Source organism: Myxococcus sp. AB036A (assembly GCF_006547355.1).
Lineage (GTDB): Bacteria > Myxococcota > Myxococcia > Myxococcales > Myxococcaceae > Myxococcus > Myxococcus virescens.
Window position 1 is genome coordinate 1 of record NZ_VHLC01000130.1, and the last position, 21,971, is coordinate 21,971.

Sequence of the window (21,971 nt, forward strand, 5' to 3'; positions counted from 1 at the left end):
CCCTGCTCCCGTGCCAGGCCCCGCCCCCTCGTCCCCCAGGGCAGTCGCGCGCGGCGGCAACCAGGATGCACATGGTGGGTCGTATTTCCTCTCACAAGGAGAACCCCGCGATGGAAAGCCCGCTGTATACCGGAGAGGTCCGTACCGTCGGAGAGAGCATGGCGCGCAGCATCACCGACGCGGGCGCCTTCAAGATATTCATGGACGAGCCCGTGGAGTTGGGTGGCCGCAATGGCGCCCCCAGTCCGCTCGACTTCATCCTGGCCGCACACGCGGGCTGCCTGAACTACATGACCTTCTACATCGCCCGGGAGCTGGGCATCCCGGTGACGCGCACGGACATCACCGTGCGCGGCGCATTGGACCCGTCAACGTTCGCCGGCAAGCGCGGCGGCACCCGCGCGGGCTACCAGTCCCTGGAGGTCACCCTCCAGGTCCACACGCCCGCGAACGCGGATCAACTCGCCCTCCTCAAGCGCGAGGTGGAGGCACGCTGCCCGGTGAGCGACAACCTCGCCAACGCCACGCCGGTGCACCTCACCTTGAAGGCCGCTACTTCGGAGGCGTGACGGGCACCGGCGCCACCAGGGGCGCGGCGCGGCCGGGCCGGGGGACGAGGAAGAGCAGCCGCCCCTTCTGCTTCATCATCCCCGCCGCCAGCTCCGCCTGCGGGCCCGCGCCCCAGAAGACGTCCACCCGGCCCGCGCCCCGGATGGCCCCGCCCGTGTCCTGGTTGAGCACGAAGCGCGACAGCGGCTTCCACTGCACGGAGCCATCCGCCATGCGCACCGGGCGCTCGGTGTGGATGAAGGCCAGACCGCCCTTGGGGAACAGCCGCGCGTCCGTCGCGATGGAGCGCCCCGCCGTCACCGGCCGCCCGAGCGAACCCACCGACGCGGTGTTGAGGAAGCGGAAGAACACGTAGGACTCGTTGTGGTCGAGCACCCGGTGGCACTGCTGCGGATTCGCGGCCAGCCACGCGCGCAGCGCCTGCATCGACATCTCCTCCTTGGGGATGGCGCCCTCCTGGATGAGCAGCGAGCCGATGCTGCGGTACGGCTTCCCATTCGACGCGGCGTAGCCGATGCGGCGCCGGCTCCCATCCGGCAGCAGCAATGAACCGCTGCCCTGCACCTCCAGGAAGAAGAGCGCCACCGGGTCCTTGGCCCATGCCAGCTCCAGCTTCCGTCCGCCGAGCCGCCCCCCACGGATGTCCCCGCGCGACCAGTACGGCACCACCTTCCGCCCGTCGAGCCGGCCGAAGACGCGCTCTGACTTGAAGCGCTCCGCGAAGGGCTCCAGCGGGACCTCAATCAAGTCGGACGGAGGCCCGTGGATGGGCACGTTGTACACGTCCGTGCGCGTCAGGCTCGCCTCGATGGTCGGCTCGTAGTAGCCGGTGAAGAGCACCTGGCCGTCCTCGCCTCCGGCGGCCTCCAGCGGCTCGAAGTCCTCCAGGACCAGGGTCCACAGCGCCTCCGGCGTGAGGTCCTCGCGAAGCCGCGCGTGCAGGCGCTCCAGGGCGGTCCGCAGCTCGGCGATGGAGACCTGCCGCGCGCCGTAGATGAAGCGGTGGTCAGACGGACGGCTCCGCAGCCACACGAGGCTCTCCGCGACGGCGGTCCGCAGGGACGCGACGTCACCGTCGTCCCGGGGCTCCATCTTGCGAGACAGGCCGACGAGCGCGTCCTCGGGCCTGGTGACGGGAGCGCGGGTGGGGCTCGGACAGGCCGAGGCGAGGAGCCCCAGCGCCGACAGCAGGAGGATTCGGAGGTGCCGCATGTCCATGTGGCTCCTCTACCTATCGCACCTGCCCCGGTGCGCGAATGGGAACGGCGTGCGCCGGGATGGGCGAGCAGGCAGGCGTTGACGGCGGATGCCTGGGCCCCGGCGCCGGGCCGCGGGGAGCTACTTGGACTTGGAAGGTACCTTGAGCGAAAAGGCCTGCTCCCGTGGCGGGAAGATGGCCTGTGCGGCGCCAGAGACCAACGGCGAGGCGTCCTGCTGGAGCCGCGCCAGCCGGCCCAGCCGCTCGGGCGTCCATCCGCGCCCCGGCGCCGCGTCGTGCACCAGGCACCAGACAGCCACGCGCCGAGCCTCCGCGCTCGCGCTCGCGCTCAACCGGGCCTCCACCGCCTCCAGCTCCCCCTTGGGCAACATGCTCACGACGAGACGGCACGCCTCCAGGGCATCCGCATGGAGGAGGCCTGCCTCCCCCATCTGGACCAGCGTTTCAGCCAACTCCAGCGGTGACCGTGCCGCCATCACACATTGGATGTACAGCGGCGCCAAACGACTGTCCCGGGAGAGGACCCGCTCTGCCGCGCGCGCCGCCTGCATGTAGCTGGCGCGGGACTTCACCTCCACCTCCAGCAACTGCGTCACTGCGGCGTTCAGTGCGCGCCGGTCCAAAGCCACCGCCTCCAACATGCCCTCCAGCCGCTCCAGGTCGCGTTCGTTGGAGCGATGGAGCAGGGTCCTCATCGCCCAGCTCACCTCTTCATCGTATGGCGACGTCAGCCGAGCCCCACAGGCATCAAGTAAGGCGCGCTCCACATCCCTGACGGGGAGATACGCCGCGCGCGAAAGCAGGCCAATGCGCGCCTCCGGCTCGGGGCGAGCCAGCACCCGCCCGAGCAGCGCGGACAGCTTGCGGTCGGAGGTCTCGGTGAGGCGGTTCGCGGGGATGTCTCCCAGCCGTGAAGCCACCACCCAATCAGGGTCCTCCACAGCGCGGGCGAAGACAGCCCAGGTGGGCTCGCGCTCCAGGTGGTCCCAGAGCGCGCGCAGCAGGGCGATGCGCACGTCCCGATGCAGGCTCATTCCGTCCAACTCCAGGAGCCGCTCGTAGGCGGCCTCCACGCGCAGCTCCCCCAGCAGGCGCACGACCTCCTTGGCCACGGTGACTTTGGTGAGGGGGACGCCCGCCAGCAGGGACAGCACGCGCGCGGGAGGCATGCCGTTGAAGGCACGGCGCAGGCCATAGATGGCGATGCGCGCACGGGCATCCTCCAGGCAGCGCAGCAGCGTGGTCACGCCTTGCCCCTGGTCGCACCGGCCCAGCACCCGGATGGCCCTCTCCCGCACCACGGGCCGCGCGTCGTCCACCAGGGTGCACAGTCCCTCCATCGGCCCCCAGGTCAACGCCGCGAGTGTCGAGACACCCCAGAGCAACGTCGGCGTGTCTCGCTCCGGGTCCTCGACCAGCCGGCAGACCGCGTGCGAGTAGAGGGCGCTCTGCCGCGCGGTCCACCGGAAGAAACCGCGGTCATCGAACGCCAGCAACCAACCCGTCTTCTCCGTCGAGAAACGACCGGTGATGACGGGCGCGCTCAGGTAGGGCGTCAGCAGCTCCTGCCTGCGCCGATGCAGGTACGTGTTCACGACCGGGAAGCAGATGACGCTGGCATCGGCCTTGAGCAGCTCGGGCAGGAATCTGTCGAAGGCGGCCCACGCCCGTCGCCGGAGCACCACCAGGGCGGAGTGCGCCTCCTTTCCCAGGCGAAGCGCGACCCGCTCCAGTCCGGAGCTCAGCTCGGGATGCAGCGGTCGCGCCGCATCCTCCGAGTGGGCCAACGCGATGACTTCGGAGAACCACCCCAGGTCGAGGAACCGCTGGACCGTGGCGCCCACGGTGGCTTCGAAGCCCGCGCGGTCGTGCTTGGACTGCCACTGGGCCATCCCCAGCGCCAGCAAGGGCCAGGGCGTCTCCTCCCGCATGGACACAATGAGTTCCCGCAGTCCCGCGACCAGACTCACACGAGCGCCCAGGCTGTTCACCAACTCGAGCAGCGGCCCGCCCCGCTCGCGCTGAGCCCATCCCCGGGCAATGTCCAGGAGCTGGGGCGCGGCGGCGCGCACCTCGTCATCAGTGAGGTACTCGCCCACGCGAGCGTTGAAGAGCCGACCACGCTCCTTGAGGAGGGTGGCCAGCCACGTCGCCCCCCATTCGGGGGCCCTGGCGAAGGTGCGCAGCAGCAACGTCTCCGCGAACTCCGCCGTCTGATAGGACAGGTCGGCCGCGTCCAGCGCGTCGCGCAACATCCGGCCCACCGCCTCGGTGTGCTCGCGGCGCCACACGCGGCGAGGCCACCGCACGAACGCGCCCAGCATCAGCATCCGCACGGGGTCCTGCTCGTTCTTGCGCGCCAACGCCAGCGGCAGGGCACGGTCCACCAAGGCGGGCTCGTCCGGACGCAGCCCGGGGATGGCCAACAGCGACGCCAACGCCATGCCTCGCACGCTGGCATCCGGGTGACCGATGTATCCCTTGAGCGCCGCCTCCGCTTCATCCCACGGTAGCAGGCATGCGTACCCCATGCGTTGCTCGGGCCGGGAGCCCAGGGCCACCACCTCGTGGAGATGGCGGCGCGCCTCGCGCTCACGCAAATCGATGGGCAGCGCGGTCACCGTCTCCAGTGCGATGACGCCATCGCGGTTCCTCGCGGCGACGCTCCAGCGTGCATGGACGCGCTCCCGTTCGCGGACATCGGAAATGGAGCGGAGCAGCTCCGTCCCCCAGTCCGGCGCCACATCCACCGTGGCGCACCACGCCTCGACGACGACGCGGCGCGCGGTCTCGGAGAGCCGGCGGAGCAGCGTCTTCGCATCCCCCAGTGAGCTGGGGGCATGACGAACGAGCCACGCGAGCGAGTCCATGCTCAACCGCGCGGCGGCGCGGGCAAACTGCCCCTCGAAGGGGGCCGCGTGCTCGTGCCGCTGGAGCAGCGACACGGCGGCCTCGGGCCGATGGAGCACCAGGCAATGCCAGTCGTCATAGGCATCGGGATGGATGCGGCGGGAGAGCAGCAGCTCGAACAACTCCAAGGCCGCGTCGGGGGCCTGGTCAGCGATGCGATGCAGGTACGCGTTGAGGGACATGCGCGTCACCGGATCGGGTTCGCCCGTCACGGCCCTCAAACGTGCGGCGAAGACCTCCGCGAGGATGCCGGGGGCGTTGCGCGCCATCCGACTCCAGAAGCGCACACTGGGGCGCGCCAGTGCGCTGGAGAGGTGACGGCGAATGCCCTCGGACGTCGCCAAGGGGACGGCATCAGCGAAGTCAGGCACGCCCGTGCAGGTGGCCAGCCAGTCGAGATACGCATCGATGACGGCCTGCCGCCGCGTCTTCACGAACCCCCGGAGGAGTCCCTCCTGGCGGCGAACGGCGCACGCCATCTTCAGGGCCTCCAGCGCCTGGGCGTCGTCACAGGCCAGGGGCACCAGCCGGAAGGCCAGAGAACGAACACGAGCGGACGCATCGGTGGTGGCGGAGAGCACCTGCCCCCCATCGCGCCAGGTGAACTGGGCACACAGGGCGAGGTACCGCTCGAAGGCATCCCCTTGAGACAGCATCCCAAGCAACTCGCGGACGCCAGGGTTCGTCGGCGCCAGGCGCCCCAGCTCCACCATCCTGCGGACGCGAGCATCGTGGTGGATACCGGACAGCTCGTCGCGCAACTCGGAGAGGCGAGGCTCGTGCATGGCCGCGGGAGACTGCCCGACGTTCCCGCGCCTGACAAACGACCGCCCCCCTTCAAAGCCCGAGCAAAGCGACCCGCCCGCGCGCGGGCTCCAGCGACTCCGCGCGCGAAGACGGGCTGGGGCGATACAGACTCAGATGAAGTAGTCCGGGAGCAGCTCAGCCCCGGGCACCAGCTGGTACTTGTCGAAGTCCGTCACGCCCACGCCGCGGAGGACCTCCTCGTCGATGCAGAAGTTGCCGGTGAACTCGCGGCTCGGCTTGGTGAGGATGGCGTAGGCCGCGTCCGCCATGATTTCCGGCGTCCGGCAGCCGCGGATGGTCTCCTCCCCGCCCAGCAGGTTCTGCACCGCCGCGGTGGCGATGACGGTGCGCGGCCAGATGGCGTTCACCGCGATGCCGTCCGAGCGCAGCTCCTCCGCCATGCCCAGCACGCACATGCTCATGCCGAACTTCGCCATGGTGTACGCGACGTGGGGCGCGAACCAGCGCGCCTCCATGTTGAGCGGCGGCGAGTTGTTGAGGATGTGCGGGTTGCTGGCCTTCTTCAGGTACGGAATACACGCCTGCGAACACGCAAACGTGCCGCGCGTGTTGATGCCGTGCATCAGGTCGAAGCGCTTCATCGGCGTCTCGAGCGTGCCCGTGAGGCTGATGGCGCTGGCGTTGTTCACCAGGATGTCGATGCCGCCGAAGGTCTCCACCGCCTTGGCCACGGCGGCGGCAATCTGCTGCTCGTCGCGGATGTCCACGACACAGGGCAGCGCCTTGCCACCGGCCTTCTCAATTTCCTCCGCCGCCGTGTAGATGGTGCCGGGGAGCTTGGGGTGCGGCTCCGTCGTCTTGGCGGCGATGATGATGTTGGCGCCATCCCGGGCAGCGCGGAGGGCAATGGCCTTGCCGATGCCACGGCTGGCACCGGTGATGAACAGCGTCTTTCCCTGGAGATTGGACATGGGGTGTCCTCCTATCACGAACGAGCGGACGGCTTCCGAGGCGCCACCTGGGCGACGGGCGCCATCACTTCGCGCCCTCGGAGAAGGCGCGCTCGATGAGCATCTGCATGGGAGCGTGGGCCGGTAGCGTGCCAAACGTCTGTCCATGCGCTCCGCCCAGGCGGGACTCGCAGAAGGCGTCCGACACGGCGGTGTTGCCCGCGCGAATCAGCAGCGACGCCTGGAGCGCCAGCGCCAGCCCTTCCACGATGGTGCGCGAGCGCGCCTCCAGCGAGTCCGTGTTGGCCAGCTCCTTGCCCAGCCGCGCGGTGGCCTCGTCATAGGCGGGGTGCCCGCCCTGCGCGGCCAGGAGCTCGGCGAAGAGGGCCTCCCGGCTGGCCGGCTCGCGCGACGCCGCGCGCAGCACGTCCAGGCACTGGATGTTGCCGCTGCCCTCCCAGATGGAGTTGAGCGGGGCCTGCCGGTACAGGCGCGGCAGGTTCGTCTCCTCCACGTAGCCCGCGCCGCCCAGGCACTCCTGCGCCTCGTTGACGAAGGAGGGCGTGCGCTTGCACACCCAGTACTTCCCCACCGCCGTGGCGATGCGGCAGAACGCGGCCTCCTTCTCGTCCCGAGGCGTGGCGTCCACCGCGCGGGAGACGCGCCCGGTGAGCGCGACGTGGGCCTCCAGCTCCAGCGCCAGGTCCGCCAGCACGTTGCGCATCAGCGGCTGGTCGATGAGCCGCTTGCCGAACGCCACGCGGTGGCGCGTGTGGTGGATGGCCTGCACCAGCGCCTGACGCATCTGCCCGCTGGAGCCAATCATGCAGTCCTGCCGCGTCAGCGCGACCATCTCCAGGATGGTGGGGACACCGCGGCCCTCCGCGCCCACCATCACCGCGTAGGCACCGTGCAGCTCCACCTCCGAGCTGGCGTTGCTCCAGTCACCCAGCTTGTCCTTCAGCCGCTGGACGCGGATGGCATTGAGCGCGCCGTCCGGCGTGAAGCGCGGCATCAGGAAGCACGACAGACCACCCTCCGCGTGCGCCAGCACCAGGAAGGCGTCGCTCATGGGCGCGGAGAAGAACCACTTGTGGCCCACCAGCGCGTAGGGCTGCCCGGGCCCGCGGCCTTCACCCAAGCGGTGCGCCTTGGTGGTGTTGGTGCGCACGTCGGAGCCACCCTGCTTCTCCGTCATGCCCATGCCAATGGTGGCGCCTGACTTCTGCGCGGCGGGGATGAAGCGGCTGTCGTAGGACGCCGAGCGCACGCGCGGCAGCCACTCCATCGCCACCTCCGGCTGGTGGCGCAGCGCGGGCACCGACGCATACGTCATCGTGAGCGGACAGCTCGTCCCCTGGTCCGCCTGGTTGTGCAGATAGAAGAGGGCCATGCGCGCCACGTGGGCGCCGGGCTTGTCCTCGTTGCGCCAGGCGAAACCCGACACGCCGTGGGCCATTCCCAGCTCCATCAGCCGGTGGTACGCGGGATGGAACTCCACCTCGTCTCGGCGGTTGCCATAGCGGTCGAAGGGCCGGAACTTGGGCTTGTTCTCGTTGGCGAGGAACGCCAACTGCTGCATCTCCCCGCCCACCACGGGGCCGTACTTCGCCAGGTCGGCCTCCGCCCAACCGCCGCCCTCGCGGGCCACCACCTCGCGGAGCACGGTGTCCGTCGTCCACGCGTCATACTCGAGCAGCGGAGGCTGATTCGTGACTTCGTGCGTGAGGAAACCGGCGGCAATGGCGTTGCGTTCCGTCATGATGAAGGTCCTCCTGGGGACGATGCCCGGTGCCCCTGAATTACCGTGAACACGCGCGGCAGGCCATCGCAACCCGAGGGGCGGTTGCGGCGTGTCACCGCTTCTTCGCCTGCTCCAGCTCCTCGACCAGCAGCTCCGAAACCTTCCGCACACGCGGTATGTCGAGCGCGGACTTCGCGCAGACCAGGTGCAGCTCGCTGGTGGCATAGGGCCCCAGGTCCAGGTCGAGCGGCACGAGGCTCCGCTCCCGCACGAAGCGGTGCCGCAGGTCGCCCAGCACCATGGCCCCGACGCCCGCCTCGGCCGCGGCCAGCATCACTAGGTAGTTGTCGGCGGTGAACACGGGCGAGAAGCCGGGGATGATGGACTCCAGTTGGGGATTGGGCGGCGTCGCATCGAACGGCGGCGCCCAGGCCACCCACGGAATCTGCTGGAGCGTGGGCCGCTTGGGCAGCTTCGCCTTGAGCGACTTCGCCACGAAGACGGCGTTGCGTATCTGCACGCCATACACGCGCTTCAAGTCCGCGTTCGGCGGACACCGGGCTCGCAGCGCGAGGTCCGCCTCGCCGCGCCCCAGGTCCAGGTACTGAATCCCGGAGAGCACCTCCAACCGCAGCCCCGGATGCTTCTTCGCCACCGCCCCCGAAAAAGGCGCGAGGAAGTCGAAGCACAGGTACGGCGCCGCCGTCACCCGCACAAGGCCGCGAGGCGACGTGTCCGACGACTCCGCCGCGCGGTGCAGCTCTCCGGCCCACTCCGCCATCTTCTTGGCCGGTAGCACCAGCCGCTCGCCCGCCGCCGTCAGCACCGCGCCGTCCACGCCTCGGCGGAACAAGGAGGCGCCCACCGCGTACTCCAGCGCCGCCAGCCGCCGGCTCACCGTGGGCTGACCGATGCGAAGCCGCCGCGCCGCCCCGCTGAAGCTGCCCGTCTCCGCGATGGCGAGGAACAGCCGCGCGTCATCCCAGGAGATATCCATGAATGCATGACCTCATGCCTGAATCGCCATTTTCCATCCATTCTCGCATCGCTACCTTGCGCCTGTCTCGACGTGCAGGAGCCCCAACCATGCGGAACCGTTCCCTTGCCCTCTCGTTCGCCACCGTGCTCGCCACCGCCGCCCTCACGGGCTGCGCCGTCACCTCACATGGCGTGCAGCCCTCCGCGCTCGGCAAGGCGCGCCCTTCGTCGGAGCTGCTACCGATGCTGACGCAACCCGGCCCCGTGGAGCTGGAGACGGTCGTCTCCTGCGACTGGGCCGTGGAGCGCGGCGGCCTCATCAACCTGGACCATCCCACCGCGAAGCGCGCGGGCCTGGAGGACGGGGATGAGCCGGTCCAGGTCTTCTTCCACGCCCTCCGCCACCCGGAGAAAGGCCTCTTCATCGTCGACACCGGCGTGGAGACGGCGCTGCGGGACGCGCCGGAGAAGGCCGCCATGCGCGGGCTCGTCGCCAGCGCCATGAACATGGAGAAGATGACGGTGCACGCACCGCTGGGGGAGTGGCTGGCGAAGCAGCAACAGCCGCTGGCGGGCGTGTTCCTCACGCACCTGCATCTGGACCACATCACCGGCATGGCGGACGTGCCCGCCGGGACACCCGTCTACACCGGACCGGGTGAGGCCTCCGACCGCGCCTTCGTGAATCTCGTCGTCCAGGGCAACAGCGACCGGGCCCTGGCCGGCAAGCCGCCGCTGTCGGAGTGGACCTACGCGCGGGAGGACGCCGGCCTGTTCGACGGCGCGGTGGACATCTTCGGGGACGGCTCCGTATGGGCGCTCTGGCTGCCCGGCCACACGCCCGGCACCACCGCGTACCTGGTGCGCTCCACGAAGGGCCCGGTGCTGCTCGCGGGGGACATCAGCCACACCCGCTGGGGCTGGGAGCACGACGTGGAGCCCGGCTCGTTCAACAACGACGCGGACCGGGCCACGGTGAGCTTCAAGAAGCTGCGCGCGTTCGCCCAGACACACCCCGAGGTCGAGGTGCGCATGGGCCACCAACACTGACGCGCGCGGGCCTCAGTTCCGGGTGTGCTGCCGGAAGAAGCCCCACATGATGGAGGTGCCGTCCGGCCCGGACGGGTCGGCGAAGGGATAGCGCGAATCCCCGCCGGGCCAGGCGTGGTCCATCCCCTGGATTTCGATGTGCCGCGCCACCAGCGAGCCGCCGTAGACGTAGTCCTCCACCGTGTACGCGCGCCCGCCGGGCACACGGGCCCGCGTCACCTGCGTGGCCACCGGACGGATGCTGTCGTTGGCCACGCCGTCATCGCCGTAGTCGCTGGTCTGGAGGAACTGCCGCGTCGCCTGCCGGCCGTTGACGATGTTGACGACGCTGTCCTTCGTCCCGTGCACGACGAGCACCGGCACCGTGTGACGCGGACGGCCCGAGCACTCCCACGCGTCCCGGCCCCGGTCATCCGGGTGGTAGATGCTGCCGAAGAGCATCGCGAAGCCCGTGCCCGAAATCGTGGTGGCCGCCTTGTACATGGCGCCCGCGCCAATCATCCCCGCGGCGAACACGTCCGAGTAGCAGGCCAGCAGCGTGCCCGTGAGCACCGCGCCGGAGCTGACGCCGCCCACGTAGATGCGGCGCGCATCCACCGCGTAGTGCCGCTTCACCTGCTCCACCATGCCCACAACGAGCGCGGGCTCACCGTGGCCTCGCGTCTGGTTGAGCACCAGCATGAAGTTCCAGCACTGCGTGGGGTTCGCGAACGTCGCCTGGTTCGGGTACAGCACCAGGAACTTCTCCGCGTCCGCCTTCTCGTTGAGGCGCGAGAGGCCGGCGAACTGGCTCGGGTTCTGGAAGCAGCCGTGCAGCGCCACCACCAGGGGCAGCGGCGTGTCCGCCTGGTAACCCGTGGGCACCCAGAGCTGGAAGCCCCGGGTCCCTTCGATGCCATGGACCCAGGTGCCGGCGCGCGCGGGGGCCGCGGCGGTGAGCGTGAGGACGGCGAGCAGCAACAACCCCGTGCGCGAGCACGTGACAGCGTTCCGCTTCATTGGCTGACTCCTTCGGGGTGGGGGACCGCGCTCAGCCCGGCTGCCGCGCATCCGCCGCGGCGTCCTCGACTCCGGCCAGGAAGGCCTCCACTGCGTCGGCGACCTTGTCGGGCTGGTCATGCGGTGACGCATGGCCGGAATCACTCAACACCTGGAGCCGCGCGTTCGGCAGCAGGTCCACATAGGCCTGCTTCGTGGACACGGGCGTGTAGTCCCTGTCGGACGCGAGCACCAGCACCGGGCAGGTGATGCCGCCCAGGTGCCGCATGACGCTCCACCCCACCAACCCCTTCGTCGCGCGCAGGTACGCGTCCGGGTCGTTGGCGCTGAATATCTCCAGCGCGCGCTGACGAAGCGCTTCCTGTTCGGGCTTGGGGAAGAGCTTGGGCGCCAGGACCTTCGCCAGCACCGAGGGCCCCAGCAGCTTCAGCAGCGTCAGACGCAGCCCGAACTCGAACTTGCGGCGCAGCGTGCGCGCCACCAGCTCCGGCCCGCTGTTGACGATGACCAGGCTGCGCACCAGCTCCGGCCGGTCCACCGCGAGCTGGAACCCCATCATCCCGCCCATGGACAGGCCCACCACGTGGACGCCGGTGAGCCCCAGCGCGTCACACAGCCCGGCGATGTCCCGGGCGAAGCGCGGCACGCCATAGGCGCCCGGTGGCTTTCCGCTGCGGCCATGCCCCCGCGCATCAGGAACGATGACGCGATGGCGGCCCGTCAGTCTGGGTGCCACGGACTCCCAGTCCCGGCCAGAGGAGCCAAGCCCGTGAAGAAACAGCACGGGGGTGCCCTCACCCGACTCCTCGAAGTAGAGGGAGAGCTCCTCGAGCTGGAGCAACGGCATGTTCGGACCCCAGATTCAGGTAGGAAGCGTGTCGAACCGCAGGTCCGAAGCTACATGAACGAACGTTCGTTTTTCAAGAGTACCCCATGAGCACCTCCCCCCGCTCTCGCCTGCGCGCCACGGCCGCCCGCCTCCCCCCCACCGCGGCGGCGCCCCCCGAAGGCACACGCCGACGCATCCTGGAGACGGCCCTGCAGCTCTTCGCGAGCCGCGGCTATCACGACACGTCCATTCGGGACCTGGCGTCAGCCCTGGAGCTGCGGCCCAGCGCGCTGTACGCCCACTTCGCGGCCAAGGACCACGTCCTCGCGGAGCTGGTGCGCATTGGCCACGCGGCCCACTTCGAGGCGCTGGAGACCGCGTTCCAGGGCGCGAAGCCCACGCCGGCGGACCAGGTGCGCGCGCTGGTTCACGCGCACACGCGCGTCCACGCGGAGCATCCGCAGCTCGCGCTGGTGGTGAACGAGGAGTTCTACGCGCTGAGCCTGGAGCTGGCGGCGCCCGCGCAAGCGCTGCGGGACAAGGCCAACGCCATGTTGCTGGACGCCATCCAGCGCGGCATGGCCCAGGGACAGTTCTCCCCGCTCCATTCCCAAATCACCGCCGCGGCGATTGTGGGGATGGGCTCGCGCATCCCCCACTGGTTCGAACCCGGCGGCCCCATCGCGGTGGAGACCCTGGCGAAGACCCACGCCGAGCTGGCGCTGCGGATGCTGGGAAGTGTCTCCGGCGCGTGAGGCCGGGCGACTAACTGCGTATCGGCCTGCGGCCCGACGCCACCTGGAACGCGTACACCCCCAACGCGGCGATACCCAAGAGGAGGACGCCGCGCGCGCGACACGGCCGGTTGCCGACCGTTGAATTTTCCCAACACGCTCGCGTCAGCAGGCGCATCCACCGCAACGGCGGATGCCTTTCTCCATGTGGAACCCGCATACATGACCACTCCCCGCACGCTCTGGAAGCTCACGACCCTCTCCCTCATGTTGTCCGCTCCCGCCTTCGCTGCGGACTGGCGCGATGACGGCAACGTCGGGCGCAAGAATTTCAAGAGCGCCGACGATGTCGAACAGGCCCAGGAGGACCGGGGCTTCGCGCTGGGACTGCGTGCGGGCTACGGCGTCCCACTGGGGCACGCCGCGGGCTCCGAGCTCGGCGAAACCCCCAAGATGAGCGAGGCGTTCAAGAGCGCCATCCCCTTGCAGGTGGAGGCGGGATACTTCTTCAACTCGAATGTCTACCTGGGGGCCTACTTTCAGTACGCGCCCGTGCTGATCGCCGAGGACTGCGACCCGGAAGTCAGTTGCTCCGCCAACCAGATGCGCTTCGGCATCAACGCGTCCTACCACTTCCGGGCGGGAGAGAAGCTCATGCCCTGGATGGGCCTGGGCATCGGCTACGAGATGCTCAACTTGAATGTGACCTCGAGCGAGGACGGCGTGGAGGGCACCGTTGGCACGGGCGTCCGCGGCATCGAGTTCGCCGCCCTCCAGGCCGGCGCCGACTATCGCATCACTGATACGTTCTCCATCGGGCCCTACCTGTCGCTGGCGGCCGGCGTCTACCAGTCGTCGACCACCAGCATTGAGATGAAGAACGTGCCCATCATTGGTGATGTCTCCGAGTCGGAGTCGGAGAGCATCGACAACAAGACGGTCCACGCCTGGCTGTCCGGCGGCGTGCGGATGCAGTTCCGCTTCTAGGTCGCGCCCACCTCAGTCCAGCAGGTGAGGGTTGCGCAGGATGAGCAACCCCGCCTGCACGGTGGCGGCGTAGTCGTTGAGATGCCCGGCGTCGACGAGCACCGTGGCATCCCGGCTTCCGCCCGCAGCAAGCGCCGCATCCACCTTCTTCGCCCCCTGGTTGTACGCGGCGAGCGCCAGCCGCCAGTCGCCGTAGCGCGCGTGCAGATCCGACAGCAGCAAGGCGGCGGCCTCGGTTTCACGCGCCACGTCCAGCCGCTCGTCCCGCGCGTCGCTCACCTCCAGCCCGTAGCGCCGCGCCGTCTCCGGGATGAACATCCACACGCCCGCGCCACGCATGCCCGGCGCCAGCGAGGGCCGGCCATCCGTCTCCGGCATGTTCGTCGCCGCGGATTCGACGACGGCCACGGCCAGCAGTCCCTCGGGCAAGCCCCGAGCGCGCAACGGCGCGGAGAGCAGCTCCCGCTGCGTCTTCAGGTTGGCCAGTGCGCGCTTCATGAACGCGCGCCCCTTCTCCGAACCGGTGAGCGTGTTGAGCCGCGCCAACACATGCGCGTCCACCACCACCGGCAAATCTCCCTCCGGCTGGCTGGACCGGGCGAGCGCCTGCGCCTCCGCGAGCGTCACCGCGCGGCCCTGCGCCACGCCTTGTGACAGCGCCGCGAGCGGCACCAGGACGAGACACAGCGCGGCCAGGAGCGAGGAAACACCCTGGGCACGGGCGGGACGAGGCTGGAAGAGCATCTGGATTCTCCGGGTGGTGGGGTGGGACATGCCGGTGACACCGGCGGGAAGGGGGGACTCGGGCCGCACCGACAAGGCCGCCTGGAGCAGGCACCGCGCGTAGGCCTGCGCCTGGGCCCGGCCAGTGGCCACCAGCGCTTCGTCACACGCCAGCTCCTGGAGCGAGGCCATCCACCGGGACAGGGCATATGCGCCCGGATGCCAGAAGAAGGCGCCCGTGAGGACCAGCCGCGCGAAGGCCCGGTGCGTGTCGCGCTGACGGTGGTGCTGAAGCTCGTGGAGCACCGTCAGCCGGAACGCCTCCGCGTCCTCCAGCAGCGCGGACGGAACCACCACCCACGCGGAGGGCTGACGCCCGGCGCGAGGAAACCACGCGGAGAAGGCCGGCATGCCCGCCTCGCCCAGCACCACGGCGACACGCCCCACGCCGCGCACGCGGGGCAGCGACTCCAACTGACGCAGCAGGCGCGCATGACGCACCAGCGCCCGTGTGATGAAGGCGCCTCCTCCCACCAAGAGCGCCAGCGCCGCCGCGGGCAGCACGGGCGGCAGCGCGGGCGCGGACTCCCGAGCCCGCGCAGGCTCCGCCACCGGACGCGGCTCCCACAGGGGCGCGGGCAGCCGTCCCGCGTGGCGCGCCACGGAACGCTCGAAGGTGAAGCGGGGCCCGGTGGGCACCAGCGCGTGCACGGCCGCGGCCAACAACGGCAGCACCAGCGTGAGCAGCAACACGCCACGCGCCACCTTCAAGGACTGCCGCGCCGACAAGGGACGGCCCAGCCGCGACAGCAGCGTCAGCGCCAGCCAGGCCAGCGGCGGCGCCACGGCGAGCAACAGCGCCTGCGTCAGATAGAGCGACGCGAGCTCGCGCAGCACGGCGCTCACGGCTTGCGCCCCTTCGCGTCGAGCAGCTTGCGGAGCTGGTCCACGTCCGAGGCGGACAGGGGCACCGCCTCCACCAGCCGCGCCACCAGCGCGGAGGGCGTGCCGTCGAACACCGTCTCCACCAGGTGGCGCACGCTCTGCGCCTCATAGGCGTCGCGCGGCAACACCGCCGAGTACAGGTGGCCACGGCCCTGCTTGCGGCTGTGCACCACGCCCTTCTGCTCCAGGATGCGCAGCACCGTGGAGACGGACGTGTACGCCAGCGCGCGCTCCGGCGGCAGCGCGGCGAGCACGTCCGCCACACTCACCTCACCGAGGCGCCAGACGATGTGCATCAACTCCAGCTCCACCGGCGTCAACGGCCGTGGAACCACTTCGGGCTCAGGCTTGCGAGTCACGAGCGAACCTCCGTGACGCGCAAGCTACTAAGAGCTTAGTTCAAATCCAACTAACAACTTAGTTCTAAGCCACTCAACGCATGAGACATGAGTCTTCAAAGACCCATCAATTCGATATATCAGCATTCCCGGCAGAGTTTGACAATTACGTAAATTGTTGTGTTACTGACTTTTCAGGCTGGACTTACTTATCCTGCCTGGCTGGACAAATCCCACAACACGACAAGAAGGTCCCCCATATGTCTCGTACTTCTCCCCACGTCCCTCTCGCAGGGGCGCTGGCGGCGCTTTGCATTGCGAGCCCCGCAGCCGCCTACAACTACCCGTCTTACGAGCAGCTGCCCGAGCACCAGGAGGTCGCCTACCTCCCCCTGGACGACGGCAACTACTACGGGGCCGACCCCTACGTGCTTCCGCAGATCCACGCGGAGGTGAACTACGAGTCGACCAGCAACTGCGTGGGCATCTGCTCGTCCGGCATGGAGTACGGCGACCCGGACATCATCGTCTTCGACTACGAAGGTGAAACGCCGGATGCGGCCACCCCCACGGAAGGCCCGGGTGGCCAGGTGGACCCGTCCACGGCCAACACCGGTGGCCAGCCCTTCAGCAAGACGTTCCACAAGAGCGAGGGCTTCGGAAACAACACCTTCGGCGCGGGCTACGTCATCGATGTCTCGCTGAATGGAATCCCCGCCACGTCCAGCGCGGGCGCGAAGCTCGACGCCGTGGCCGAAGGGAAGATCTGGGCCAAGGCGTTCAGCTCGAACCAGCGCGAGGTGGTCCGCGCCCGGGCCGCCGGCTCGGCGCAGCAGAACGCCTTCGCGAACGCCAAGGTCAACGTGTACGTGCTGGGCTCGCAGGTCTACTCCAAGGACCTGACCTCCGGCACACTGGTCGATGAGCCCCTGTTCAACCGGACCTTCTTCTCCGCATCGAAGACCTTCACCATCCTCTTCATCCCCGTGACAGTCACCGCGTCGCTCAACGGCACCGCGGGCATCAAGGTGGACGGCTCCGTCAACACCACCGTGGTGAAGCTGATCGCCACGCCCAAGGGCAGCATCTACGCCTCGGCCAGCGCGGCCGTGAATGTCTGGGTGGCGAGCATCGGCGTGGAGGGCAACCTGACCCTCATCAACGTGAGCCTGCCGACCACCGGCCAGCTGGTCTCCACCAGCTGCAGCACGCTGGACTGGAACCTCAAGTCGGACTTCAACCTCAACACGCTGTCGGGCAACCTGAAGGCCTTCGTCAAGGTCAAGCTGCTCTTCATCAAGAAGAAGGCCTCGCTGACCATCGCCAAGTGGAGCGGCTCGACGAAGAACTGGACCCTCGTCAACACCACCAGCACGGTGCCCCTCTCCTTCACCTGCTCGAACGGCACGCCGGTCGGCGGCACGGGCACGCTCATCGCCGGCACGGGCGGTGGCAGCACTGGCGGCGGTGACACGGGCGGCGGCGGCGGCGGTGACTGGGGTGGTGGTGGCGGCGGTGACTGGGGCGGCGGTACCTGCGGCGATACGACCTCGCCCGTCCACCCGTTCGAGCAGCCGCGCGAGTACGAGCAGGTCCCCTGCATGCTGTGATGCCGTGAGCCAGGCCGTTTCGCGGTTCCTGGCGTGGCGGCGCCCTCGTGCGCGCCGCCACGCCCCTTCCTCTCCAAGTTCCTGCCGTCCCGAGGTTTCGCCGTGAATGACCGACGCTGGCTCCTGGCCGCTCCCCTCCTGGTGCTGGGCCTTGGACTTGGGGTCCACCGCTTCCTCCTCTCGGATGACGCCCCGCCCACCGAGTCCGCGCCCGCGCCCACCGCGCGCGCTCCGCAAGCCGCGGCCCCTTCGCCCGACGCCGAACGGCCCCCGTCCGCGGCGCACGCCCAACGCGCCTGGGTTCCCGGCACGCAGTTCGTGTACGGCCTGGACGCGAAGCAGCAACTGTCCTTCACCCAGCAGGGCGCACGCGCGGGTGAAACCCTGACCATCACCTTCCAGGGCGAGTTCACCATGGCCCTGGTCGGCGGACAGGGCGACCGGCTGGATACTCAGGTGCAGGTCCGCACCGCCCGCTTCGACTTCCAGTCCGACGGGCGCGACGCGCTCGACGCGCAGGCCCGGCAGCGCGTGCTCGGTCACCTCCAGCAGCCGTTCTACGTGACGTACACCCGACAGGGCGCCGCGCTGCTCACACACTTCGAGCGGGAGGTGGACCCACTCACGCAAAACCTGCTGCGCTCGCTGGTGGCCTCCACCCAATTCGTCAAACCGCTCACGACCCAGACGGCCTGGGAGGCGCAGGAACTCGACGTCACCGGCCAGTACGTGGCCAACTACCAACCGGCCCCGGGCGAGCGCCAATATGAGCGGCGCAAGGTGCGCTACCTGCGAATGTCCTCTCCGCAAGGCCTGCGCCCGCTGGCGGCCGGGACGCACATCACCGTGGACGCCACCACCCACTTCGGCCTGGGCGAGGAAGGCTGGCCCGAAACGGTCCACAGCCGCGAACACGTGGCGGTGGAGGCGGGCCCGGACATGCCCACGGCGCTGGCGGACTCGGAGGTGCGACTCACCCGAAGCACGGTGCGGCGCGTGCCGGCGCTCATCGGCTCGCTGGAGCTGCGACGGCAACACCTGGGCACCTCCACCCTGGCGACGCAGGTGTACGCCGCCCAGGACCCCAAGGCCGACCTGCGGCGCCTGGTGGCGGGCGCGAAGCTGACGGACCTGGTCGGGGCACTGCGCGCGCTGCCTCCGGGGACCGCGAGCAGCGGCGAGGAGACGTCCCAGCTGATGAACCGCCTGCGTGCCCTCTTCACGCTGGAGCCGGACAAGGCCCGCGGCGTGCCGGAGATGCTCCGAGGCGAGAAGGACCGCAACGTCTACAGCAGCGTCATCGGCTCGCTGTCAGCGGCCAGCACGCCAGACGCAGTGAATGCCCTGGCTCAGGTGATGGCGGATGGCCAGCAGGCCACGCCCACGCGCGTGGACGCCGCCGCCGGCCTGGGCATGGCGCCACAGCCCACGCAGGAAGGCATCGCCGCGTTGAGGGAGCTGGCGCAGAGCCCCGACGAGGACCTGCGCAGCACCGCCACGCTCGCGCTGGGCAACGCCGCGCGCAACCTGAACGAACAGAGCCCAGCCGAGGCGGCGCAACTGCTGCACGAGCTCGGCCAGTCGGTGGCCACCGCGCCCACGCCCGAGGCCCGCGCGCTGCGGCTGCGCGCCCTGGGGAACACCGCCAGCCCGGAGGTGCTCGCCATCATCCAGGACGCGCTGAGGGACACCTCGCCCCTGGTCCGGGAGGCCGCCATCGAAGCGCTGCGCCTCATCCCCGGCGCCGCCGCGGACCAGCTCCTGGCCATGCGCATGCTGGAGGACCCGGCGCCCCAGGTGCGGCGCGCCGCCATCTTCGCCAGCAGCTTCCGCCCGCTGCCCGGCTTCCTGCCCTTCCTGGAGCGCACCCTGCGCACGGACGCGGTGGACGCGGTCCGCAATGACGTGGTGCGCCTGCTGGGTGAACATCTCCCGCAACTACCAGGCGCCGTGGACCTGCTGGCGTGGGCCAGCCAGAACGACCCGAACAGCGACATCCGTCACACTGCGCTCGCCTACCTCGCGCCGCGTGCGCCCGCCCCACAGCAGGCCCCCTGAAGCAGGCCGGCCAGGCTACACCCCGAGCGCCTCCCGCAGCTCCGGCAGGCGCCGCGACCGCACCGCGCCGTAGACGAACCGGTCTGGACGCAGCACCACCACGTCCGCGGCGTGCTTGGAGAACCAGTCCGCCAGCTTTCCGGTGACGTCCACCACCGCGGGTGCATCCTCGGGGGCCTCGTCCACCGCCTCCGCCGGAGGATGGAACGTCATCATGCGGCCCCCCAGCGACTCGGCCAGCTCGCGCGCCGCCTCCAGCTCCGCCGACGGCGCGTTGCCCCGGCACAGCACCGTGAAGTCATTGCCCAGGGTGTCGTCCAGCAGGACCTCCTCACCCGACGGCAGCTTCACGCGCGGCTGGATGAAGTACTCGCCCTTGTCGCCGAAGTAGTAGCCGCTCGCGTGCGCCGGGGCCTCCTTGAACTCGAAGCCCTCGATGAACTTGCGCACCCGGGGGATGCGCTGAAGGGTGCGCATCAGCGCGTCACGCGCGGAGGCCACCAGGGGGTTGCGCGCCAGGAACAGGTGCCCCACCCGCACACACAGCTTCTGCACCGCCTCCACGTGCGGCCGGCGCTCCTGCTCATAGGTGTCCAGCAGCGACGCGGAGGACTGCCCGTGCAGCACCCGCTTCAGCTTCCACGCCAGGTTGGACGCATCCCGCATCCCCGACACCAGGCCCTGGCCCATGAAGGGCGGCATGGTGTGCGCCGCGTCGCCCAGCAGGAAGACGTTGCCCTGGCGCCAACGCGCCGCGTTGAGGCAGTGGAACGTGTAGACCGAGGCACGCTCGATGCGCACGCGCTTGGGGTCCACGTACGGCGCGATGAGTTCGGAGATGGTCTCCGACTTCTCCAGGTGCTCGCGCGTCTCGCCGGGCATCATCATGAACTCCCAGCGAATCTGGTTCACCGCGCCGGTGGCCACGAAGGCCGGACGCTTCGGGTCGCACACGAAGCGGCAGATTTCCGGCACCTCCCCTTCCACCACGGTGCCGGACACCGCCAGCCAGGGCTCGCCATAGGCCCGTCCCGACATCGAGATGCCCAGCGCCTTGCGCACGGTGCTGCGCGCGCCGTCACACGCCAGCAGGTACTTCGCGCGGATGGTGCGCTGCTCGCCCGTGACCGAGTCGTGGTAGCGCACCGTCACCCCGTCGGAGTCCTGCACCACGGCCTCCACGCTCACGCCCTTGCGCAGCTCCACGTGCTCGAAGCGGTTGAGCCCGTCGCGCAGCGCGCCCTCCAGCAGCGGCTGGTGGAAGAACCACAGCGGCGTGTGGCCGAAGCCGAAGTCCGTCTCGCCGGTGTGAATCTCCGCGAAGCGCTTGCCCGTGCCGCCCACGTACTCCGCGAAGCGGCTTTCCCGCATGTCGCTTTGCAATAAATCCAACAGTCCGGTGGACTGGTAGATGCGCAGGCCCTCGTCGTCGCACGAAAAGGCCCGGGGCTCGCCGTGCGGCGCCACGTCCCGCTCCAGCAGCAAGGTGCGCACACCCATGAGACCCAGCAGGTTGCCCGTCAACGCTCCCACCGGACCACATCCGCTGATGATGACGTCCACCTGCGCGTCCGTCTGCTGACTGTCACAACCCATGGATGCCTCCCGGGGCAATGTCTGGCATTTTTAATAACGAATCAGGTGTGACCACGGTGTGACGGGTCCGGAAGCCTGGATCAGCATCCGCTCAGAGCGGCGAGCTGCCGTGTGACGGAAAAACCACACGCAAAAATTGTCACTGCTGGGGCAATCCCTACCCGTTACGGAGGTTATCGGCGGACGTGTTACCTTAGAGCCCCGCCCATGCGAGGAATCCCGGAGGACATGGCAGCCGACGGCCTGGTAAATACACAACGCTTTCACCTGGAACTCTTGGGCGAAGCCCGGCTCCGGGTCGGCGACACACGCATCCCGCTGGAGAGGCGGACCGCGGCGGTGCTCGCATGGTTGGCATTGGAAGGCCCTCACCCGAAGTACCGTCTGGCCGGCCTCCTGTGGGCGGAGTCCGGGGAGGCGACCGCGCGCAACAACATGCGACAGCTGCTGCGCCGGCTGCGGCTCGCCTGCGGCGCGGAGCTGGTCCAGGGCACCGATGTCCTCTCGCTGTGTGAGGGTGTTGTCTCGGACGCCGCCGAACTCCAGGCCCACGTGCTCGAGGGGCGATACGCAGAAGCCCTCGCACTGGAAGGCGTTCTCCTGGGTGTCCTGGAATACGAAGATTGCTCAGAATTCCAAACATGGTTGGAAGGCGCGCGTGAGCGGTTGGACAAGCTTCGCCGCCGGGCCGCCGTGGCGGAGTCGGAGTCGCGGGAGAAGCGGGGGGACCTGACGGGTGCACTCGCGCTCGCGGAGCAGCTCCTCAGCATGGACCCGTACTCGGAAGAAGCGTGGCGCCGGCTGATGCGGCTGCACTACGTGGCGGGCGACCGCATGGCCGCGCTCAACGCCTTCGAGCGGTGCCGCCGCCTGCTGCGTGAGGAGCTGGACACCACGCCGCTGCCGCAGACGGTGGCCCTGGCGCGCGAAATCGAGCGGGGCCCGCCCGCCCCCAGGCAGGTG

17 protein-coding genes are annotated in these 21,971 nt (G+C 69.5%); 7 read left to right on the top strand and 10 right to left on the bottom strand.

Going from position 1 to position 21,971, the window contains the following annotated elements; genetic code table 11:
• Positions 1-110: 110 nt before the first annotated feature.
• Positions 111-569 (top strand): OsmC family protein, encoded by a 459-nt coding sequence (locus tag FL344_RS34055; protein ID WP_141621465.1) that lies wholly within the window; start codon positions 111-113, stop codon positions 567-569.
• Here FL344_RS34055 and FL344_RS34060 read toward each other — a convergent pair.
• The 5 genes from FL344_RS34060 to FL344_RS34080 all read right to left on the bottom strand — a co-directional run bounded on the left by FL344_RS34060 (position 553) and on the right by FL344_RS34080 (position 9,158).
• Positions 553-1,788 (bottom strand): murein transglycosylase A, encoded by a 1,236-nt coding sequence (locus FL344_RS34060; RefSeq protein WP_141621466.1) that lies wholly within the window; start codon positions 1,786-1,788, stop codon positions 553-555. The two genes, FL344_RS34055 and FL344_RS34060, sit on opposite strands and share 17 nt — an antisense overlap.
• Positions 1,789-1,908: 120 nt before the next feature.
• Positions 1,909-5,484, bottom strand: a complete 3,576-nt coding sequence (locus FL344_RS34065; protein WP_228565573.1) for a hypothetical protein — start codon at positions 5,482-5,484, stop codon at positions 1,909-1,911.
• A 132-nt stretch (positions 5,485-5,616) separates the two neighbouring features.
• Entirely contained in the window at positions 5,617-6,438 is an 822-nt protein-coding gene (locus FL344_RS34070; RefSeq protein ID WP_011557229.1) for an NAD(P)-dependent oxidoreductase, read from the bottom strand.
• A gap of 64 nt (positions 6,439-6,502) precedes the next feature.
• Positions 6,503-8,179 (bottom strand): isovaleryl-CoA dehydrogenase, encoded by a 1,677-nt coding sequence (locus tag FL344_RS34075; RefSeq protein ID WP_141593482.1) that lies wholly within the window; start codon positions 8,177-8,179, stop codon positions 6,503-6,505.
• A gap of 94 nt (positions 8,180-8,273) precedes the next feature.
• A complete protein-coding gene (locus FL344_RS34080) occupies positions 8,274-9,158 on the bottom strand; it encodes a LysR family transcriptional regulator (RefSeq protein ID WP_141621467.1) in 885 nt (294 codons plus the stop codon).
• A gap of 89 nt (positions 9,159-9,247) precedes the next feature.
• Here FL344_RS34080 and FL344_RS34085 point away from each other — a divergent pair, with 89 nt between their 5' ends.
• Entirely contained in the window at positions 9,248-10,189 is a 942-nt protein-coding gene (locus FL344_RS34085; protein WP_141621468.1) for an MBL fold metallo-hydrolase, read from the top strand.
• A gap of 12 nt (positions 10,190-10,201) precedes the next feature.
• Here FL344_RS34085 and FL344_RS34090 read toward each other — a convergent pair whose 3' ends face one another.
• Both FL344_RS34090 and FL344_RS34095 read right to left on the bottom strand, forming a co-directional pair.
• Complete coding sequence (locus tag FL344_RS34090) at positions 10,202-11,188, bottom strand: PHB depolymerase family esterase (RefSeq protein WP_141621469.1); 987 nt, start codon at positions 11,186-11,188, stop codon at positions 10,202-10,204.
• Between the two features lie 31 nt (positions 11,189-11,219).
• Positions 11,220-12,035, bottom strand: a complete 816-nt coding sequence (locus tag FL344_RS34095) for an alpha/beta fold hydrolase (RefSeq protein ID WP_011557234.1) — start codon at positions 12,033-12,035, stop codon at positions 11,220-11,222.
• A gap of 86 nt (positions 12,036-12,121) precedes the next feature.
• On the opposite strand from FL344_RS34095, the gene FL344_RS34100 reads away from it, so the two are divergent.
• A complete protein-coding gene (locus FL344_RS34100) occupies positions 12,122-12,772 on the top strand; it encodes a TetR/AcrR family transcriptional regulator (protein ID WP_141621470.1) in 651 nt (216 codons plus the stop codon).
• 201 nt (positions 12,773-12,973) lie between these two features.
• Positions 12,974-13,738, top strand: a complete 765-nt coding sequence (locus tag FL344_RS34105) for an outer membrane beta-barrel protein (protein WP_141621471.1) — start codon at positions 12,974-12,976, stop codon at positions 13,736-13,738.
• A 12-nt stretch (positions 13,739-13,750) separates the two neighbouring features.
• Here FL344_RS34105 and FL344_RS34110 read toward each other — a convergent pair whose 3' ends face one another.
• Together FL344_RS34110 and FL344_RS34115 are read right to left on the bottom strand one after the other, a co-directional pair.
• The gene (locus tag FL344_RS34110; RefSeq protein ID WP_141621472.1) at positions 13,751-15,367 is read right to left on the bottom strand and encodes a M56 and MltD domain-containing protein; all 1,617 of its coding nucleotides are present in this window, start codon (positions 15,365-15,367) and stop codon (positions 13,751-13,753) included.
• Positions 15,364-15,765 carry a BlaI/MecI/CopY family transcriptional regulator gene (locus tag FL344_RS34115; protein ID WP_141621473.1) on the bottom strand — a complete coding sequence of 134 codons (402 nt, stop codon included), beginning with the start codon at positions 15,763-15,765 and terminating at the stop codon, positions 15,364-15,366. The genes FL344_RS34110 and FL344_RS34115 overlap by 4 nt, the downstream gene beginning before the upstream one ends.
• Positions 15,766-16,004: 239 nt before the next feature.
• On the opposite strand from FL344_RS34115, the gene FL344_RS34120 reads away from it, so the two are divergent.
• Positions 16,005-17,354: a hypothetical protein gene (locus tag FL344_RS34120; RefSeq protein WP_141621474.1), complete on the top strand. Its 1,350-nt coding sequence runs from the start codon at positions 16,005-16,007 to the stop codon at positions 17,352-17,354.
• A gap of 102 nt (positions 17,355-17,456) precedes the next feature.
• Positions 17,457-19,412 (top strand): HEAT repeat domain-containing protein, encoded by a 1,956-nt coding sequence (locus FL344_RS34125; protein ID WP_141621475.1) that lies wholly within the window; start codon positions 17,457-17,459, stop codon positions 19,410-19,412.
• Positions 19,413-19,427: 15 nt separating this feature from the next.
• On the opposite strand, the gene FL344_RS34130 is transcribed toward FL344_RS34125, so the two are convergent.
• Positions 19,428-21,008, bottom strand: a complete 1,581-nt coding sequence (locus FL344_RS34130) for a bifunctional 3-(3-hydroxy-phenyl)propionate/3-hydroxycinnamic acid hydroxylase (RefSeq protein WP_141621476.1) — start codon at positions 21,006-21,008, stop codon at positions 19,428-19,430.
• 228 nt (positions 21,009-21,236) lie between these two features.
• Here FL344_RS34130 and FL344_RS34135 point away from each other — a divergent pair.
• A partial coding sequence (locus FL344_RS34135; protein ID WP_305021785.1) for a BTAD domain-containing putative transcriptional regulator occupies positions 21,237-21,971 on the top strand: 735 nt, incomplete at its 3' end.